General features: G+C 36.6%; 20 protein-coding genes and 1 pseudogene. 16 read left to right on the top strand and 5 right to left on the bottom strand.

Annotation, left to right across the window (positions count from 1 at the left end):
• Positions 1–108 precede the first annotated feature (108 nt).
• Positions 109–906 carry an energy-coupling factor transporter transmembrane protein EcfT gene (locus D3H64_RS02300; protein ID WP_121564448.1) on the top strand — a complete coding sequence of 266 codons (798 nt, stop codon included), beginning with the start codon at positions 109–111 and terminating at the stop codon, positions 904–906.
• Positions 900–1,670, top strand: a complete 771-nt coding sequence (gene truA / locus D3H64_RS02295) for a tRNA pseudouridine(38-40) synthase TruA (protein WP_121564446.1) — start codon at positions 900–902, stop codon at positions 1,668–1,670. Before D3H64_RS02300 ends, truA begins: the two co-directional genes overlap by 7 nt.
• Positions 1,671–2,508: 838 nt before the next feature.
• On the opposite strand, the gene D3H64_RS02290 is transcribed toward truA, so the two are convergent.
• Positions 2,509–3,351, bottom strand: coding sequence for an MIP/aquaporin family protein (locus D3H64_RS02290; protein ID WP_121564444.1), 843 nt, complete (start codon positions 3,349–3,351; stop codon positions 2,509–2,511).
• A 549-nt stretch (positions 3,352–3,900) separates the two neighbouring features.
• Between D3H64_RS02290 and D3H64_RS02280 the strand changes: the two genes are divergently transcribed.
• The 4 genes from D3H64_RS02280 (at position 3,901) to rpsI (ending at position 7,698) form a co-directional block, all read left to right on the top strand.
• Positions 3,901–5,934 (top strand): BglG family transcription antiterminator, encoded by a 2,034-nt coding sequence (locus D3H64_RS02280; protein ID WP_121564440.1) that lies wholly within the window; start codon positions 3,901–3,903, stop codon positions 5,932–5,934.
• A 398-nt stretch (positions 5,935–6,332) separates the two neighbouring features.
• Complete coding sequence (locus tag D3H64_RS02275; protein ID WP_121564438.1) at positions 6,333–6,659, top strand: PTS lactose/cellobiose transporter subunit IIA; 327 nt, start codon at positions 6,333–6,335, stop codon at positions 6,657–6,659.
• Positions 6,660–6,847: 188 nt separating this feature from the next.
• The gene (gene rplM, locus D3H64_RS02270) at positions 6,848–7,291 is read left to right on the top strand and encodes a 50S ribosomal protein L13 (RefSeq protein ID WP_121564436.1); all 444 of its coding nucleotides are present in this window, start codon (positions 6,848–6,850) and stop codon (positions 7,289–7,291) included.
• 14 nt (positions 7,292–7,305) lie between these two features.
• Positions 7,306–7,698 (top strand): 30S ribosomal protein S9, encoded by a 393-nt coding sequence (gene rpsI, locus D3H64_RS02265; RefSeq protein WP_121564434.1) that lies wholly within the window; start codon positions 7,306–7,308, stop codon positions 7,696–7,698.
• A gap of 308 nt (positions 7,699–8,006) precedes the next feature.
• On the opposite strand, the gene D3H64_RS02260 is transcribed toward rpsI, so the two are convergent.
• From D3H64_RS02260 to D3H64_RS10490, 4 genes are all read right to left on the bottom strand, one after another.
• Positions 8,007–8,618 carry a Fic family protein gene (locus D3H64_RS02260; RefSeq protein WP_121564432.1) on the bottom strand — a complete coding sequence of 204 codons (612 nt, stop codon included), beginning with the start codon at positions 8,616–8,618 and terminating at the stop codon, positions 8,007–8,009.
• Positions 8,611–8,799 (bottom strand): hypothetical protein, encoded by a 189-nt coding sequence (locus tag D3H64_RS02255; protein WP_074658354.1) that lies wholly within the window; start codon positions 8,797–8,799, stop codon positions 8,611–8,613. Before D3H64_RS02255 ends, D3H64_RS02260 begins: the two co-directional genes overlap by 8 nt.
• 401 nt (positions 8,800–9,200) lie before the next feature.
• The gene (locus tag D3H64_RS10495) at positions 9,201–9,497 is read right to left on the bottom strand and encodes an ATP-binding protein (protein ID WP_255420993.1); all 297 of its coding nucleotides are present in this window, start codon (positions 9,495–9,497) and stop codon (positions 9,201–9,203) included.
• Between the two features lie 31 nt (positions 9,498–9,528).
• Complete coding sequence (locus D3H64_RS10490) at positions 9,529–9,936, bottom strand: ATP-binding protein (RefSeq protein ID WP_199700121.1); 408 nt, start codon at positions 9,934–9,936, stop codon at positions 9,529–9,531.
• A 103-nt stretch (positions 9,937–10,039) separates the two neighbouring features.
• On the opposite strand from D3H64_RS10490, the gene D3H64_RS10485 reads away from it, so the two are divergent.
• The 10 genes and pseudogenes from D3H64_RS10485 (at position 10,040) to D3H64_RS02195 (ending at position 17,190) form a co-directional block, all read left to right on the top strand.
• Positions 10,040–10,354 (top strand): group II intron maturase-specific domain-containing protein, encoded by a 315-nt coding sequence (locus D3H64_RS10485; RefSeq protein ID WP_121564430.1) that lies wholly within the window; start codon positions 10,040–10,042, stop codon positions 10,352–10,354.
• A gap of 151 nt (positions 10,355–10,505) precedes the next feature.
• Positions 10,506–11,099 carry a type IV toxin-antitoxin system AbiEi family antitoxin domain-containing protein gene (locus tag D3H64_RS02240; RefSeq protein ID WP_121564428.1) on the top strand — a complete coding sequence of 198 codons (594 nt, stop codon included), beginning with the start codon at positions 10,506–10,508 and terminating at the stop codon, positions 11,097–11,099.
• Positions 11,096–11,587: pseudogene (locus tag D3H64_RS02235) on the top strand (nucleotidyl transferase AbiEii/AbiGii toxin family protein); the annotation flags it as partial. The gene D3H64_RS02240 and the pseudogene D3H64_RS02235, both read left to right, overlap by 4 nt.
• 5 nt (positions 11,588–11,592) lie before the next feature.
• Positions 11,593–11,841, top strand: coding sequence for a hypothetical protein (locus tag D3H64_RS02230; RefSeq protein WP_121564426.1), 249 nt, complete (start codon positions 11,593–11,595; stop codon positions 11,839–11,841).
• A gap of 895 nt (positions 11,842–12,736) precedes the next feature.
• Positions 12,737–13,846, top strand: a complete 1,110-nt coding sequence (locus D3H64_RS02220) for a S9 family peptidase (protein ID WP_121564423.1) — start codon at positions 12,737–12,739, stop codon at positions 13,844–13,846.
• Positions 13,847–13,848: 2 nt separating this feature from the next.
• A complete protein-coding gene (locus D3H64_RS02215) occupies positions 13,849–14,127 on the top strand; it encodes a hypothetical protein (protein WP_121564421.1) in 279 nt (92 codons plus the stop codon).
• A complete protein-coding gene (locus tag D3H64_RS02210; protein WP_121564419.1) occupies positions 14,120–14,473 on the top strand; it encodes a hypothetical protein in 354 nt (117 codons plus the stop codon). The genes D3H64_RS02215 and D3H64_RS02210 overlap by 8 nt, the downstream gene beginning before the upstream one ends.
• A complete protein-coding gene (locus D3H64_RS02205; protein ID WP_121564417.1) occupies positions 14,470–15,477 on the top strand; it encodes a hypothetical protein in 1,008 nt (335 codons plus the stop codon). Before D3H64_RS02210 ends, D3H64_RS02205 begins: the two co-directional genes overlap by 4 nt.
• A complete protein-coding gene (locus tag D3H64_RS02200) occupies positions 15,474–16,409 on the top strand; it encodes a metal ABC transporter ATP-binding protein (protein WP_121564415.1) in 936 nt (311 codons plus the stop codon). The genes D3H64_RS02205 and D3H64_RS02200 overlap by 4 nt, the downstream gene beginning before the upstream one ends.
• The gene (locus tag D3H64_RS02195) at positions 16,390–17,190 is read left to right on the top strand and encodes an ABC transporter permease (RefSeq protein ID WP_121564413.1); all 801 of its coding nucleotides are present in this window, start codon (positions 16,390–16,392) and stop codon (positions 17,188–17,190) included. The genes D3H64_RS02200 and D3H64_RS02195 overlap by 20 nt, the downstream gene beginning before the upstream one ends.
• Positions 17,191–17,200 lie beyond the last annotated feature (10 nt).

Below are 17,200 nucleotides of genomic sequence, written 5' to 3'. Positions count from 1 at the left end.
CAAGCTTTAGACGGGCAAAATGAGCCTCTCAGTCATTCTTATGCGCTAACGATTGATGAATTAGCTGATCGTATTGTGCTATTTCTAAAGGAAGGAGCTGATAGTTAGATGAATCAATTTATTTTCGGTCGTTACATTAAGGGAAATTCTTTTGTTCATCAGCTAGATCCACGGACAAAATTGCTGACTTCCTTTTTCTTTATCTATTTAGTCTTTTTTGCGAATTCTTTGGCCTCTTATGGGCTTAGCTTGGCATTTTTAGCCTTGTCTTTGATTCTCTCAAAGATCCCAGTAGGCTTTTTCCTCAAAGGATTGAAACCCATGATTTGGTTGATTGCCTTTACCGTCCTTCTCCAATTGTTCTTTACAGGAGGAGAGCCAGTTTATTGGCAGTGGGCTTTCTTAAAATTGACTGGAGATGGCATTAGGCAAGCCGTGTTTATTTTTTTCCGTTTCCTTTTGATTATCTTGATGTCCACCTTGATGACCTTGACGACTCCGCCACTTCTTCTTGCGGATGCTTTAGAAAGCTTGATGAAACCCTTAAAGAAGATCAAGGTGCCCGTCCATGACATAGCTCTCATGTTATCTATTGCCTTAAGATTTGTGCCGACCTTGATGGATGAAACTCAAAAAATTATGAATGCTCAAAAATCAAGAGGGGTAGATTTTGATGAAGGAACGATGTTTAAACGGATCAAGGCCATCATTCCTATTTTAGTGCCACTCTTTGTATCAGCCTTTAATCGCGCGGATGATTTAGCGATAGCTATGGAAGCAAGAGGTTATAATGGGGATCAAGAAAGAACAAAGTACAGAAAGCTTTCTTATCAACGTAGAGATGTGATGGTCTTAGTGGCGATTATTGCTTTTACGCTTGCTTTATTTGGGTTACGCACATGGTAATGCGAATAAAGGCTACCATCGCCTATGATGGAACAAGATATGTGGGCTTTCAAATTCAAAAAAACGGCAATAGTATCCAAGCTGAATTACAAAAAGCCTTATTTAGAATGACAAAAGGAATAGCTATTCCAGTTTATGCATCTGGCAGAACGGATTCTGGCGTCCATGCCAAGGGACAAGTCATCCATTTTGATTATCCTGCTCGTTTGGCTCCCGAACAAATGCAACGAGCCCTTAATAGCCTCTTGCCTGGAGATATTGTAGTAGTAGAGGTCAAAGAAACTTTACCCGACTTTAATGCGCAATACCATGCAGAAAAGAAGAGGTATTGTTATACAGTGTGCACGAATAAAGTGATGGATCCTTTCAGACGTCTCTACCAATGGCACCATCCTTATCGGGTCAATTTAGAGGCAATGCAAGAAGCCTTGTCCTGTATACCTGGCACGCATGACTTTAGCAGTTTTTGCTCCACTAAAACCGATAAAGAAGACAAGGTCAGGACTGTTTATCGAGCCGATGTCAAACGACAGGGGGATTGTTTAATCTTTACCTTTGAAGGGAAGGGATTCCTTTATAATATGGTGCGTATTTTGGTAGGAACGAGTATACAAATAGGAGATGGTTTAAAACCAGTTAGTTTTATGGCTGAGGCTTTAGAAGCTAAAAATCGTAAGGCTGCAGGGCCAACTGCACCAAGTCAAGGACTTGTTTTAGAAAAAGTTTGGTATCCAGCTTGTTATGACAAGCCAAGCATTGAGTAAAAGAGAGGCGTCTAACAGGCTAGGATTGGTCGCTTTTTGTGAGTAAAAGAGAGGCGGCTATCATCTGTAAAAAGAATGAGTTGGGAAATTATTGCGAGGTAGTTTTTCAGCCTGAAGTGAGTCAGAATGATTAGCCTTAAAATAAAAAAGTAAAATACCTTAGCAGGAAAGTCGAGATGAAGACTCTTGCTAAGGTATTTTTGCTTAGAAGATTGCTTATGAAGACTTTTGACTAGGCTTTTGGCTAAGATGACGGCTTATGGAGACACTTGCTAAGGCTACAGATAAGAGATAGGGATAGCGAATCTTGACTAGCCCACAAAGAGCCAGCTTTTAAGAGTAAGTCTTTTTTAGAATTTCCACTGGTCATAGTAGGGTTAGCTAAATAGATATTAACTTAACTAGAGCCAAAAGAGAATGGGCATCTGTTAGCCATGTTCAGCACGCCAATGAATTACAAACTGTTGCAAGCGCAGCTTCTATACAGTTTGTTTGAGGCTGGCGAGTTGAGAGACCGTGGCTCGAAACGGTGCCATGGCTGTTGAACAGATGACCAATTCTCTAAAAGCCATCCATAACACGAAATAATAAGCAATGTAGCTGGTAATCGACCGCTTACGTTCATAGTAGGGTTAGCTAAACTGACCAGAGCCTAGACATAGTGGAAATAAAAAAGCAAGGCCAACTAAAGAACAGTTAGACCTTGCCAGAAAAGTTGATAGATATCAAAAAAGTTTATCTATATCAGAAAAATTGATAGATATCAAAAAAAGTTTATCTATATCAGAAAAAATTGATAGATATCAGAAATAGTTGATAGAAAACTTTGGTGAGTTGACTACAAAGCTTCAGTAGAAACTTCAGCAACTTCTTCAGCGACTTCTTGACTAGCTGTATTCTTGACCATAGCAGGTTCAACCACTTTGGTGAAGAAAGTAGCAGCAGATAGGCCACCTAGGATTGGAGATAGGATATACACCCAGAAGAAACCACCCATATTATCAGGTAAAGCACCAGTTCCCCAACCGAATAGCATTGTGACTAAACGTGGTGCAAAGTCACGAATTGGGTTTAAGCAGCATTGGGTTAAAGGTCCGATCACACAAACGATAACACCCACAGCTAAACCAATAAATAATGGTTCGATAGCAGAGTTTGGCTTGCCCACATTGCAACCTTCAGTAAGAGAGAAGACCAAGTAGATCAAGAGGAAAGTCCCTACGAATTCCGCTAAACAGGCGATTAACATACTTTGTAAAGGAGAGCCTACTTGAAGGTAGAATTCCCCGAACATCTTAGCAGAAACATGAGATTCTACTGATCCACGAACGATGTTATTTGCTGCTTCATACGCTGCGATATGAGGATTGAAGATAGCAAAGAGAATTAAACTTGCGCAGAAAGCTCCAGAGAATTGCCCTAAAAGGTAAGTAGGGAGCTTTTTAAGTGGCATCCGTTTGCTGGCAATCATAGCGATCGTTACAGCTGGGTTGAAATGGGCTGATGAAAGATGACGAGTGGAATAAATGGCAATAGTGATTGTAAACGCCCAAACAAGTGCAACTTGGATCACGGACGCAAGGGCACCGAATAAGACATCAACAGCAACAGCACCGGTTCCAAGTAAAATCATGAGGAAGGTTCCGATGAATTCACCTAGAAACTCATGCTTATTAAACATAAAAAAAATCCTCCTTAATATTTGCTGGCGGTGTCAGTCAAGGACTTCATCCTACCAGAGTGATTGATGGTTTGACACGAAAATGAGTCCTTTCCATGTTACCATATTTATTTAGAAAAGAAAGAGCTAAGGCGAAAAAATTAGCGTTTTTTCAGAAAAAGCCTTAAAAAGTGAGCGACGACAGTTTGAGCGGTGGAAATAAGTCATTTTATTTCCCCCCTTACAATGTTTTCAAGCAATTCCAGTCTGATTGTGGAAATAAGGCATTTTTGTCTCCTCCTTGCAATGTTTTCAGGCAATTCCAGTCTTACTGGGGGAATAAGGCATTTTATTTTCCTACTTACAATATGGGCAGGCAATTCCAGTCTGATCTGGGGGATATGCAGCTTAAGTTACCATACCCCATCATCCGTAGCGCTAAGGAAGCTTTCGTACCGCAAAATAGAGAGTGTATTGTGTCCATCTTCCGTAGCGCTAAGGAAGCTTTGGATCATCGGCGTAAGAAGAATATTGTTATAATAAATAGGTAAGAAGGAAGGGAGGGATTTTATGGGAAAACAGAAGGTCTTGAACAATCGAGAGTATAATATCTTAAGTTACTTGAAAAAATTTCCTAACACTTACCTAACGAGTCAACAACTAGCGAATGCCTTACATCTATCGGATAAAACGATACGGAAATATTTAAAGAGTTTGACCCGTGTGCTAGCTGAGGAAGGGGCAGTAATCGAAGCAACTCCAGGTTATGGCTATCAATTTAGAATAGATGACGAAAAATTATTCTACCAATTTTGGAAGATGGCCTCTCAACAACAGGCCTTTCCTCGTGATGTTGTTCAAGTGGAAGAAGCTAGAGATCGGCAATTTTTTATCCTTCACCGCTTTTTCTTTGACCAATGGAGACCGCATATAAGGGATATTGAAGACGAACTCTATTTGAGTATCACTAGCGTCAAAAATGTCTTAAACGAATGTCGGGAGCTCTTAAAACCCTATCAGCTGACCATTGATTATGGCGCAGATCACTATCTTTATATTAAAGGGGATGAACTGGATCAACGGCATTTTATGATGGATTATTTCTTTACACCTAAGTATGGAAATGCTTTGAACCCTTATATTGATCCTTCTTTTCTTCCAGAAGGGGTGAGTTTTGAAAGCTTGACGATTGTCGTCTTGGATGAATGTCGTGAGGCGCAACTATTGGTGTCGGACTTTGTGATCCAAAATTTGGTGCTACACCTTGCTTTAACGATTAAACGAATCCAACTGGGCTATCCCTTACTTTCACCTACAAACATAAAAAAAGAAGATGCCAAACTAGAACGTACGGTAGCGGAAGCTATTCTCAAGCGAATCCAAAAAATGATGGCGATTACTTTTCCAGAAGAGGAAGTTCAGTATGTCGCCATTCACCTATCCGGCAAAAGTCATCCTAGGCTAAACCAGAAAAATGCAGATGGGCAAAAATATAAAAGCTTAGTGGACTTGTTGGAAGAAATGAGTGCGGCTTCTGAGCAGGCGTTTGAAGTGGATCCTATTTTAGTAGAGGGGCTTTTAACGCATTTAGAAACGCTCAAAGTTCGTTTAAGCAATGATATACAGTTGGACAACCCCTTAATAGGAGAAATTACTCAGGAACATGGACAAGTTTTGGAAGAATGTCGGCATTATCTATCCTCTTTAAAAGAATTGAGAGGGCAAAATGTAACGGATGATGAGTGGGGCTATATGGCTTTGCATATACTAGCGGCTAGAGAACGCTACAAGGCACGCCGGAAAATTAGAGTATTGGTGGTTTGTGCGACGGGCTACGGCTCAGCTCAAATGCTAAAAAGTCGCTTGGAAAATAGCCTTGGCCAGTCCATTCTAATTGTCGATGTGATGAGCTATTATCAGTTAAATGCCGAGCAGTTAGGGCATATAGACTTGTTGATTTCTGCCATAGACTTGTCGCATATTTGGTTACCCGTCCCTTATGTTTTTGTCAATGTATTTCTAAGCGATAAGGATATTAGAAACATTCAAGAGAAGATAAAAGAAATACGGCCAAATTTAGAAAAGGGAGAAGACAAGTCAAAGCTTAATTTGCCAAGAGAAGAGAATAAAGGACAAGCAGAAGAAATTTTTCAACAGCATTTTGACCCGAGTCGCTTTCTTATTATTGAGGCGAATAGGGAAAAAGAAAGCTTGCTCGATGATTTGATTAAGACGCTAAATAAAAGCCCAATGGAAGACTTTGTAGGGAAAATGAAGGATCAGCTAAAACTTCGAGAAAGTATGGGTGGAGTGGTTTTTGGAGAAGAAGTAGCAGTGCCTCATCCCACAACGGCTTTAACAGAAGAAGCACAAGTAGCAGTGGCTATTTTAAAGCATCCGATAGTATGGAATGATCAGCATAAAGGAGTTAGAATGGTATTCCTCATCTCCCCTTCTAGTTATAGCAATCCGCATTTAATTCAAGTCTCTCAGGCTATCGGGCAATGGACGAATGATAAAGCTTTAAGACAAGCCTTGATGAAGGAACCGTGTTTTAAACGATTTAAAGCACTCATGGTAGAAAGTTTGCAAAGGGTTTTGTAGGGAGTTGATGAAGTTTAATGCGCCTCCCTAATAGTTTGATGGAGATAATAAAGCTAAAGTAACCTTAAAAGAATTAGGGAGAGTTTAAGGAAGATCTCTAGGAAGTTTAGGAAAGATTTGCAGGAAGTTTAGAGAAAATCTGCAGGAAGTTTAGGAAAGATCGGCAAAATATTTTGGAAAATGGAGTAAAGGAAATATCTAGGAGAGTTTAAGGGAAATCTCTAGGATATGTTGAAAAGTAAAGTAGAGGAAGAAATTTTGAACTTATTATTTGGCATATAGTAGAAAAAGAACATTGAAGCAAATTTGGGGTAAATATGGAGAAATTTTCACAGGGCAAGGCTAGGGAGAAACGACCTAAGAGATAGCTAGCCTTATAGAAAAGATGGAGGATTATGATGAGTGAACCAGCTAATTTAGAAGTGATCATGCAATTAATTATGCACGGCGGGGATGCAAGGGGGAAAGCTATTGAAGCTATTCAGGCCGCAAAAGAAAAAGATTTTGACTTGGCAGCTAGTAAATTAGCTGAAGCGCAAAAGTCCCTCAATATAGCACATAAAGCCCAAACAGGCTTATTAAGTCAAGAAGCCTCTGGGGAGGCGGTAGAAGTTTCCTTGTTAATGGTGCATGGGCAGGATCATTTAATGACCGCTATATCATTCTTAGATTTAGCCAAGGAAATGGTGGAGCTTTATCAACGTCTGGAAAAGGAAGACGCTTGATATTCTGCAAGTGCTACATGGTGAAAATGACTGAAAAGCTACAGCAGATTTTTTTGGAAGAAAAAGCCAAGCGAAGTTGACAGGAAAGATAAATTGGGGTATTATGGTTATCGGTATTGTTTGCCCCACGATGGAGCCCCGGAAACTCAATTGTGTTCAAACAGATCTAAATATTGGAGGAAATAACCGTGCGTACAACTTATATGGCAAAAGCAAGTGAAATTGAACGTAAATGGTATGTGGTTGACGCAACTGATGTTCCATTGGGACGTTTATCTGCAGTTGTGGCAAGCATCTTACGCGGTAAAAACAAACCAACTTTCACACCTCACGTGGATACAGGTGACAATGTGATCGTTGTTAATGCAGAAAAAATCAAATTGACAGGTCGCAAGGCAACTGACAAGATGTATTACCGTCACTCTAACTATCCTGGCGGTTTGAAGTCAACGACAGCTGGTAAAATGCGTGCTGACAAACCAGAACGTTTGATTGAATTATCAATCAAAGGTATGTTACCTAAGAACGCATTGGGTAGCCAAATGTTCCGCAAATTGCATGTCTATGCAGGTGCTGATCACAAACACGCTGCTCAACAACCAGAAGTTCTTGATATCAACGCGCTAATTTAAGGAGGTAGACTAACTTGGCTCAAGCTCAATACATCGGTACAGGTCGCCGTAAAAACTCTACTGCTCGTGTCCGTTTAGTTCCTGGTTCTGGTAAGATTACTGTGAACAAGAAGGACTTAGCAGAATACATCCCATTTGCTCACTTACATGAAGTGATTAAACAACCTTTAGCTGTAACTGAAACTGAAGGGACTTATGATGTACTTGTTAATGTTAACGGCGGTGGCTTCTCTGGACAAGCTGGTGCGATCCGTCATGGTATTGCACGTGCTTTGCTGAACGTTGATCCAGACTTCCGTAAAGCCTTGAAAGCAGCTGGTCTCTTAACTCGTGACCCTCGTATGAAGGAACGTAAGAAACCAGGTCTTAAGAAAGCTCGTAAAGCTTCTCAATTCTCAAAACGTTAATCATTGCTATATCAATGTTTCAAGCACTTTTTCGCTTTTGGCGAAAGGGTGCTTTTTTTGATTGGACATGTTATGAATAATCTTTTTTTGGCACTTTTTCAAATTTTGTTGTTGGTAAATTTTGGCTAAGTTCATTCTAAAATCCTCTATTAAAATTAGTCAATATCAAAATAAAAAGCTCCTTGTCAACTACAGACTGATAGTAAGTGACAAGGAGTTTTTATAAAAGGTATCGTTAGTAGGAATAATATTAGGGGCGTTCAAGTAGAATTAATTAAAGATAACAGTGGGTAAGGTAGTAAACTAAATTACAATTTTTCCAGTATTTTTCCAAGTAGTTCTTCTAATTTTCCTAAGTCTCCATAGACTGTTCCGTCCATATAAAGATTATAAAGCTCATCATCTTGCTCCACGCGTATTTGTGCAAAATACCCTTTCGATAATGCTAAGGAACGAATGACTTCTCGTTGAGTTCGTCCATTACCTTCTCGGAAGGGATGGAAATAATTAAGATTATCAAGAATTTTTGCTAATTGTTTAATAATCTCATCCTTTGAGTTAGCAGTTTGATAATAGGTTTGAATAAGATGGTTTATATACGTTTTGGCAGTGTTAAAAGATTGTACTGGCATAAAAGGATTACCACTTTTCGAGATATTCACCTTGCGATATTGTCCCGCCCAAGCATAGATATCTTGAAACAAATATTTATGAATGGCTAAAATATCACTAATGGAGTAGACTTCAATGACTTTCAAGCGCAAGTCTGCAAGCCTTCTAGTAACGAATAAATGCTCATTCCGGTAAGCTTCTTTAATATTTGTAATATTTTGTTTGTTGATTAAGACTGTAGAATTTGGATATGTATATTGGTGATTAGGATCAATGTACTCGTAACCTTCGTATTGATTTTTAACCAATATTCAATTCCTTTCGTCTGTTGATAACATAAGTTTTTAAATCAATCACATCTTGAACAGTAGGTTCATAATTTTCAATCATTGATGACCCAATAGCATACCAGACGGTATCAAAATCTGAAAAGTTATCAAAGGGAATCCCTAAAATTGTTAATTTTTCTTTATTTACATCAAGAGTCATGGCGCACCTCCTTGTATAACATTGCCTCTATTACACTATATTATACCATAAACTCGTTATATTTACACGAAGGGATTCTGCTAGCGACAAACATTATGCGCATACTAGAGGCTAAAATATATATCATATTAAATGTATATCTATGGTAAAATAGTTTTATTATAACAGGAAGTTAAATTGAATGATGAGAGTTATACATTCGTCGATAAATTTGTGCTAACCTACTCCAAAAAAAGAGCAGTTAAAGACAAAAAAAGATCGAGAACGTTTAGTAGAGAAAGCTAAAAAATCAAGTGGGTTCCAAAGCGATGATGAAATCAGAACTGTGTTTGGCAATTAAAAAATCAACCACTATGGCAATTAAAATCCAGCCACCCCTGCGTTATTTATTGCTTCGTTATTTATTGCATGGATGAATGCCTTAAGCGATAACTTTCTCCCTCGTGCATAATGAGTAAGCCGTGATGAACCATGCGATCCAAAATAGCGGCGGTTAGCTTCTGATCATAGAAGATCGTATTCCATTCATTGAATGGTAAATTGGTGGTTAAAATCACACTCCTTCTCTCGTAACAATTGGAAATTACTTCAAAAAGCATTTGGGTTCCAAGTCGTTCAAATGGAAGATAGCCCCATTCGTCTAAAATTAAGGGCGCAGCTTTTTCTAATCTTTTCCAAAAACGCTCTTCTTTTCTCATTTCCTTTAACTCAACGAGATGGTTGACTAACTTACTGTTTTTGTAATAAAGAACAGTAATAAAGAACAGGTTGCCTATTTAGACAGGTTTGGACTCCTAAAGCGGTCGCTAAATGCGTTTTTCCCGTCCCGGGCTGTCCATAAAGAATAAGATTTTGTTTCTTATCGACAAATTCACAGGTTTCGAGTAGTGCCGGTGTTAATTGACTAGGTAGAACAATATTTGAGTAGTCAAAACTGTCTAAACCTTTGAGGATTTCAAAGCCAGCTTGACGGATATAGCGTTTACTAATTTCGATTTTCCGTCTAGCTAGCGCTTCAGTAAGAATTTTAATCAGAAATTCTTCATGACTTGATGCTTCAATCTCTTGATAATATTCGGCAATAGAGCTGCCTAAACGCAATTGTCGACATAAGTCTAAGATGATTTCTTTACTCATAACTGGCCTCCAAGATGTTTATTGTACTTTAAAAGGGGACCACTTAGAGGCAGAATTGCCATTCAAAAAGGGACCACCTAGTACTCATTTCCATCTATAATTAATTTATTACAGATGGATTCAATATTTTGGAACGGGTTTTATTAAAAGATACATTCAAAACATCGAGTCCTGTCTCCACAGACGTATGAGGCAACAGATATTAAAACGCTGGAAGAAATGTCGCACCAAGATAGAAAGGTTAATAGCTCTAGGTCTTGACCTCGATAGTGCTAAACGGATTGGATTTTCACGCAAGAAGTACTGGTGTTTAGCCAGAACGCCAGAGCTACATCGCGCAATTACCAAAGAAAAGCTCTACCAATGGGGACTAGTTAATCTAGTCGCATTGGCAGAGCGTGTTTACTTAACATATTGAACCGCCGTATACGGAACCGTACGTACGGTGGTGTGAGAGGTCCTCTGCCCAACTAATGGGTAGAGTCCTACTCGATTCTATAATTGATCATTTCGAAACAATATGCTAACATTATTGCGGAGTGTTAGCATATTGTTTTGGAGGTGGCAACATGGATTTGATAGAGAAACCTGTCTATCATTATATTAAGAAAAATCATGGAGTTATAACTTTCCGTGATATGGAAAAACTTGGCTTCTCTTACCAACAGCTGAATCAATTAGTCTCAAAAGGTAAAGTGGAATCAATTGAAAGAGGCATCTATCATCTGCCAGATACCTATATTGATGACTTTTTTAGTTTACAGTATCGTTTTCCAAAAGGAATTTATTCCTTAGAAACTGCTCTCTGGTTACATGGTCTTTCACTTACCGTTCCGTTTGAACCTGTGATGACCTTTCCCTTTGGGACAAATACAACGTTAATTAAAAAAGCAGGAATTAAACCGATTGTTGCTAGAAATTATCATGAAATTGGCGTTATAAAACTGGAGCGACAGGTTGGGCAGTTTATTTCAGTGTATGATATGGAACGAACGTTGGTTGAGTGCCTACGAACGACCTATCATGTTGATATTCAAGTCGTTGCACCAGCTTTTCAAGCTTACTTCAAAAAAGGAGCTGTGAATTACCCCAACTTGTATCATTATGCACAACTTTTTAAAGTAACTGACAAGCTACAATCTTATGTGGAGGTCTTGTCGTGAAATTTTCAAATGCCAATAGTTTCAAAGCTAAAATCAAGAATATCGCAAGAAATAAAGGAATACCTGCTCAACAAGTTCAGCAAAACTATTTGATTGAGCAAGTCCTAAAACTCATCTCGGAGAGTCGGTATAAAGATTCTTTTATAGTGAAAGGTGGTTTTCTTATCGGCCAGATGATTGGCTTAGATAAACGGACAACAATGGACTTAGATGTTACCTTGAAAGGTCAACCTCTCAACGAGGAAAACATCCAAGCAATCTTCACAGAAATAGTCAGTCTACCTTCTGATGGCTTTCAATTTGAAATTGACATGCTTGAGCCAATCCGACAAGACGATGAGTATGGAGGCTTTTCCCTAAAACTCAACGCGACATTTGATACCCTACGTGAGGTTGTCTTTATCGATATAACGACAGGTGACCAGATTACACCACGAGAAATTTCTTATCAACTGCAATCTGTTTTCTCAAAGGATAAGTTAGAGGTCATTTTGTGATATGTTACCTCGCACTTGTTATTCAACGTTTGTTAGAGTATCAACTAAAAGTACAGGGTCTACAACTTTCAACAGAATGTATTCCAACCGCCTTAAATACAGCGACACTGTCGCTTATTCCGCAAGACACAGGCTACGATTATTTTATAAAGCATCAGCCGAATGACGATTTTGAAGCTATACTAGAAGCTCTTCATTTAAAGCTCTTAGCATTTGGTGGAATAACCACACAAGTGAGACTCTAGTATATACAGATAAAAAAAGCAAAGCGAGTATAAACGTTGTTAAATCAACATCTATACTCGCTTTTTTATTTTTTAAGTGTCAAAGTCAGGAAAAAAGTAGTGGGACAATTAGCGCTGATAGAAGAAAAACGTTTACACAGTAATAAATGCAATTTAGTGCTAGCTTTCATATTAAGAATATGCTACTATACATTAAAATAAAATAAATATAAGGAGTGGATTTGATGAAAAAAAGGTTTAGATAATGTTATTAATGAACTTCAGGGGGATATTTCCGTTATAAGTGAGTATTTAGCTGATCCTGAATCGTTTTTATCTAAATACGATTTAAATGATATAGAAAAGCAGGCTCTTATTAATAAAGATATTGATGCGCTGGTGACTTTAGGATTAGATCAAGAACTAGCAGTTAACGCTATGTCAGCCCCTTGGGCACATTCGCAGAGGTGTACAGCTCGACCATAAGAGAGTAACTCTTTATATAAAAAAAGGGGAGGAGCTCCCCTTTTTTATATAAAGGAAAAGTAAACTTATAATAACCTAGTAATACTTGAATATACTTTGCGATCCCAACTAATAACGTGAAAAAGCAATAGGTGGGAGAGGTGATTACTTATTTATAGTGAAATTTATATGTTAGAATCTAATGAATTTAAAAATAGATATTCCTATATCAAAAATTTATTAAGTGGGAAGTTTGAAATATGCTATAGTAAAGTAAATTCTAACATAATGGAATCTATAAATTGGATAAAGGAAGATATAGTGTCTGTTAAGTGGTTGCATCATAATTTACTTATTCAGTGTAGGAAAAATATCTATTTATATAATACTGATTCAAAAAAAACTTAAAGAGCACAAGGCTATTAAAAATATAATATATAAGATAATACTGGTGATTTCTAAATGTTCGTTTGTATGTGAAACTATTGAAGGTTATATTATTGTTGTAGACTTAAAAAACAATGTTGCTGAGAAAATAGGTAAATTATATCGAGGCAAATTAAGGATGTATAAACGAATACAATTTAATTATGAGAAAAAAGTGTTGAAAAGGATCATTTCTTCACGGGAAGAATTTATCAAGAATAACAAAGTGGATATTAAGCATGATCGACATTGTGCATATATCAGTATAAACGATATGAAACTAGTTATTGACGGATTTGTTGAGGGTCATGCTCTCTTACAAACAGAATGTTTGTTTTTAATAAGTAGTTTTACTCAGCCAGGTAAATTATATACCATTTCTGAATTGATCGAGAAAAGTGATGACTTTAATTTTGCCTTTCGGCACAAAATTATCAATGGTATTCCTGTATATGATAATAACTTAAACAGTCAAAATGTCATATTCTTTCTTCATGGCGGACCTGAAAGTAACTATATGCAATTTTATGATTATACTATAGATAAACTAAATAAACTAAACTTGTATAGAATGGTATTAATAAACTACGCTGGTTCAACAGGCTATTCTCAAGAATATCAAGAAATGATCTATCAACAGGGTGGTAAAAAAGATATTGACTCTATTCTAACTGTTATTAGGAGTTATACTGGCAAAAAAATAGTTATTGGAGAAAGTTACGGTGGCTATTTATCTGTTCTTTTGTCACTAAAAGTCAGTAAATCTATAGATGTTAGCAATGTATTTATTATAAATGGATTTACTGACATATATTTTCAACTATTTTTTTCTAAAGCTAAAGGCTTAATGCGTAAATATTTTCCTGTAGGAATCGAAAATAATATAAAAAAAGTTAATCCAACATCATTAGTTGGAAAAGGAACGTATCCTTGTTGTAAATTGACATTTATACATAGTATTGAAGATACAGTTTGTCCAGTAAATCAAATTTTTTATTTTAAGAAATTGCTTTATAGACTTGATGAGGGACTTTGCCAGATTTACCTGACCAAAGGTTCACATCAACAGTTAAAACTAATTGAAAAAAAGAAAATAACAGACATTTTGATTAAAGAACTAACTAAGGAGCGGTAACTATGACATTACAAATCGATCATCGATTAGACGCTGAATTAAATTTAATTTTAGATAAACACACTGATACGACATCTTCGTTGTTTTGGGAAGAGTACTATGATTTTATTGTTATGTCATATAACATTAAAAATCGTCATGGGATGAGTAGTTTATCTAAAATTCTAAAGGAAAAGATGGTAGTTAATCAAAAACAGTTGTTGCTCGCATATGGGCACGGTTTGTTTATACTTGCTAGATTTAACGGTGAAAAAATATACGGAGATGGTTTCTGTGTTTGATATGAATAGTAGCAATTTTGAAAATTCATTTGAGGATTTTATAAAAGAAATTCCTAACGGTAAATTATTGGGAATTTGGGTATATTCTCAAGAATTCTATTCTTTGCCAGAATTTGGATATAAAATCCATATTTCTTTAGATAGTAATAACTATAAAGAGGTCTTAGGTATTTGCTTGCCCTATTTAATAGAAAATAAAATAAGTTTCAAAATGATAGCGAGTTACTTAGACCTACTTTCTCTAAATAGGGGTGATTATGGGTATACACAAATGGGGAAAGATATAACGGTATATCCGGAAAATATCGTAGCGTTAAAAAAATCATATTCAAATTGTATCTTATGACCAAGTATATTCGCTCAGTCAGTGTGCCGTCTGATTATAATTTTTTAAATAGCGAGGTTATATATTATCGATTCGGTGAATTAAAGAAAAATGATGGATATAGTAACAAAAGTTACCAAGATAAAAGGACAAGATATATTGATGCCTCTTGCCATTATTTATTACCTTGGCATGGTATAAAAAAGTATTCAATTATACCAGATTTTTTGTATCCAATAAAAAATATTCATTCTAATGGTAAATCAAAAATTATAAAAGCTTTTAATGCTAGGATAAATGATTTTTGCTTGTTAAAGATAGGAGCGTTTTTAGGAAATATAGAAAAAAACAACATAGACTCATTTGATAGAGTGGCATGGGAAGCTCACGTTCTAAAAAGAATATCCAATAAGAACTATACTACTAACTATATAGATAGCTTTGTAGTTGGGAATGAGTTTTTTCTATTAGAGAAATTTATTGAAGGGGATAATTTAGGACAGGCGATCATCGATAATTTGATTAAGGATGAGGAAAGTAATATTTGCAGTAAAATATTTCAAATAGTAAAAGAGTTACATCTATTAGGATATAGAATGGTGGATTTATCCCTGAATAATTTCATGTGGAATCAACAAGATTTATATATCATTGATTTAGAGTATTTTTATCATGAGTCTAGTGATTACTATTTAATTGAAAATTATAATCAAGGGACTATAGGGTTCGTTTTCCCTGAGTTGCAGTTACCTCCGTTACTGTTTGATCTTTACGCTCTATATAAAATGATATTTTATATAAACAACCGTCAAGAGTATATTGAGTTTGTTGAAAAGGTAAAGGAAATACCTATGAATGAGTATAACGACTCCTTTATTAATGAGATGGAAAGCAAAGTGAAGGATAAATTGTTTGAGTATTATTCTGTTGACATACAAACTGATATGAATAAATTGTCTTACAAAGAGCATTTGATCTTCATTGAAAATTTTTTAACAAACTTAAAGAAGGAGGCAATGCAATGAAGATCAGTGTTAAACATTTATCTATTAAATATCGTGACCATTACGGAATTAAGGATGTCAATTGCGAGATAAGTCAAGGACGTTTTATTGCTCTCATAGGGCATAATGGATCAGGAAAGAGTAGCTTCTGCAATGCGCTGGTTGGTTTGTTAAGGCCCAGTGAAGGAATGGTAAGCATACAGGGGTTACCAGAGCATCAGCAGAATTTTTCGTCTATTGGCTTTGCTCCGCAGTCCCAGGTTGTAGACTGGTATACTAATGTAAAAACTAATGTCATGCTAGGCACCCAGTTAGCTCATCTGATGCCAGAAAAAGCTGAACAACAGATTGACCTAATCTTGGATTTGCTAGACTTAACAGACTTGAGCCATAGCAAACTTACGGAACTATCGGGTGGTCAACTACAGAGGGTTCAAATAGCCCGTGCACTTGTTCATCAGCCACTTATATATATTTTAGATGAGCCTACTGTAGGTCTTGATGCTCAAAATACTGATCGGTTAATGAAGTATCTTAAGCAAGAAGCGAATAAAGGAAAAATAGTCATTGTGTCTTCGCACGATCTTTTTCTTTTAGAGGAGTATGCAGAAGAATTGATTTTGTTGGATGAAGGAAATTTGATCTATCATGGGTCAATGAAAAATTTGCTCCAAGCCAAGAATGAAAGTCGGCAGTACATCCTTACTTTTGATCGGAACTATACCTCAGCTGAATATTTTTTAGTTGAAAATTCACAGATTATCACAAGCAAGCATCTAGAAGATAATATCTGGCAGTTGGAAGTGGAGCGATCGATGACAGTGAGCGATGTGATGAGAAAACTCAAAAAGAACGTCAAAGTTCTTAATTTTGTTGAGCACGAAAAGACTTTAAAAGAAGTTTATCTATCTATGTCAAAAAGGGGTGGCACACATGCAAGCGATCGAGTTTAGAGAGCGTTCAAATTTAGGTGTTTATGGATTGGGACTGCTCATAAAGTATGAACTGATAGCGTTTCTTGAGAATAAGGGAGCCGTACTTAGCTTGTTCGTGACGCCTATTTTGTATTTTGTGTTTATCTGCTTGGGAGTCAATCGTATGGCTGGAAATATTAGTTATGAAGGTATATCGATTTCGTATTTAGAATATTCCTTGACTGGTATAACGATGATTTTTATTATTTCTCAGATGAGTCAGACGATTTATAGAACGACTATTGATAAACGATATGGACTTTTAGCTCTGAAACTGCTAAGTGGTATTAAACCCATTTATTATGTGTTGGGGATGAGCACGTATGCTGTTTTGGGATTGTTCATTCAGGTGTTTGCATTAATTGCTATTGCTACTCTATTTGGAATCAGATTTTCTCTTCTTCAAATGGGACTATTGGCGATTACCATAAGTCTTATCCTTATTTTTTGGTCATCCCTTGCTGTAGCTCTCACTTTAAGGATCAATAACTATGAGGTCAGAGATAATATTATTTCCTTTGTCATTACGCCCTTGAGTTTTACCGCTCCTGTATTTTATGTTTTGGACTATGTTCCAGAGTGGATGCAAATTTTGGCTAAAATTAATCCTGTTACCTATCAATTAGAAGCTCTTAGACAGGGATTATTTTTAGGAAACTATGGGCTCCCTATACTTGTTTTAGCTAGTTTAGCTATTGTTGCCATTTTGTTTTCAAGTAGGTTAGTGGCTAAATCGACATTAAGCTTAAGCGAATATTAGAAGGACTATT

The sequence above is a fragment of the Atopobacter sp. AH10 genome, from assembly GCF_003664595.1.
Lineage (GTDB): Bacteria > Bacillota > Bacilli > Lactobacillales > Aerococcaceae > Atopobacter.
The sequence above is the reverse complement of the archived record's forward strand: the minus strand, read 5'-3'. Positions and strand labels throughout refer to the sequence as shown.

Excerpts from the sequence above, each read along its gene's own strand:
- D3H64_RS02300 (WP_121564448.1), top strand. The coding sequence starts at position 109 with ATGAATCAATTTATTTTCGGTCGTTACATTAAGGGAAATTCTTTTGTT.
- truA (WP_121564446.1), top strand. The coding sequence starts at position 900 with ATGGTAATGCGAATAAAGGCTACCATCGCCTATGATGGAACAAGATAT.
- D3H64_RS02290 (WP_121564444.1), bottom strand. The coding sequence starts at position 3,351 with ATGTTTAATAAGCATGAGTTTCTAGGTGAATTCATCGGAACCTTCCTC.
- D3H64_RS02280 (WP_121564440.1), top strand. The coding sequence starts at position 3,901 with ATGGGAAAACAGAAGGTCTTGAACAATCGAGAGTATAATATCTTAAGT.
- D3H64_RS02275 (WP_121564438.1), top strand. The coding sequence starts at position 6,333 with ATGAGTGAACCAGCTAATTTAGAAGTGATCATGCAATTAATTATGCAC.
- D3H64_RS02255 (WP_074658354.1), bottom strand. The coding sequence starts at position 8,799 with ATGACTCTTGATGTAAATAAAGAAAAATTAACAATTTTAGGGATTCCC.
- D3H64_RS10495 (WP_255420993.1), bottom strand. The coding sequence starts at position 9,497 with ATGAGAAAAGAAGAGCGTTTTTGGAAAAGATTAGAAAAAGCTGCGCCC.
- D3H64_RS10490 (WP_199700121.1), bottom strand. The coding sequence starts at position 9,936 with ATGAGTAAAGAAATCATCTTAGACTTATGTCGACAATTGCGTTTAGGC.
- D3H64_RS02240 (WP_121564428.1), top strand. The coding sequence starts at position 10,506 with ATGGATTTGATAGAGAAACCTGTCTATCATTATATTAAGAAAAATCAT.
- D3H64_RS02215 (WP_121564421.1), top strand. The coding sequence starts at position 13,849 with ATGACATTACAAATCGATCATCGATTAGACGCTGAATTAAATTTAATT.
- D3H64_RS02205 (WP_121564417.1), top strand. The coding sequence starts at position 14,470 with ATGACCAAGTATATTCGCTCAGTCAGTGTGCCGTCTGATTATAATTTT.
- D3H64_RS02200 (WP_121564415.1), top strand. The coding sequence starts at position 15,474 with ATGAAGATCAGTGTTAAACATTTATCTATTAAATATCGTGACCATTAC.
- D3H64_RS02195 (WP_121564413.1), top strand. The coding sequence starts at position 16,390 with ATGCAAGCGATCGAGTTTAGAGAGCGTTCAAATTTAGGTGTTTATGGA.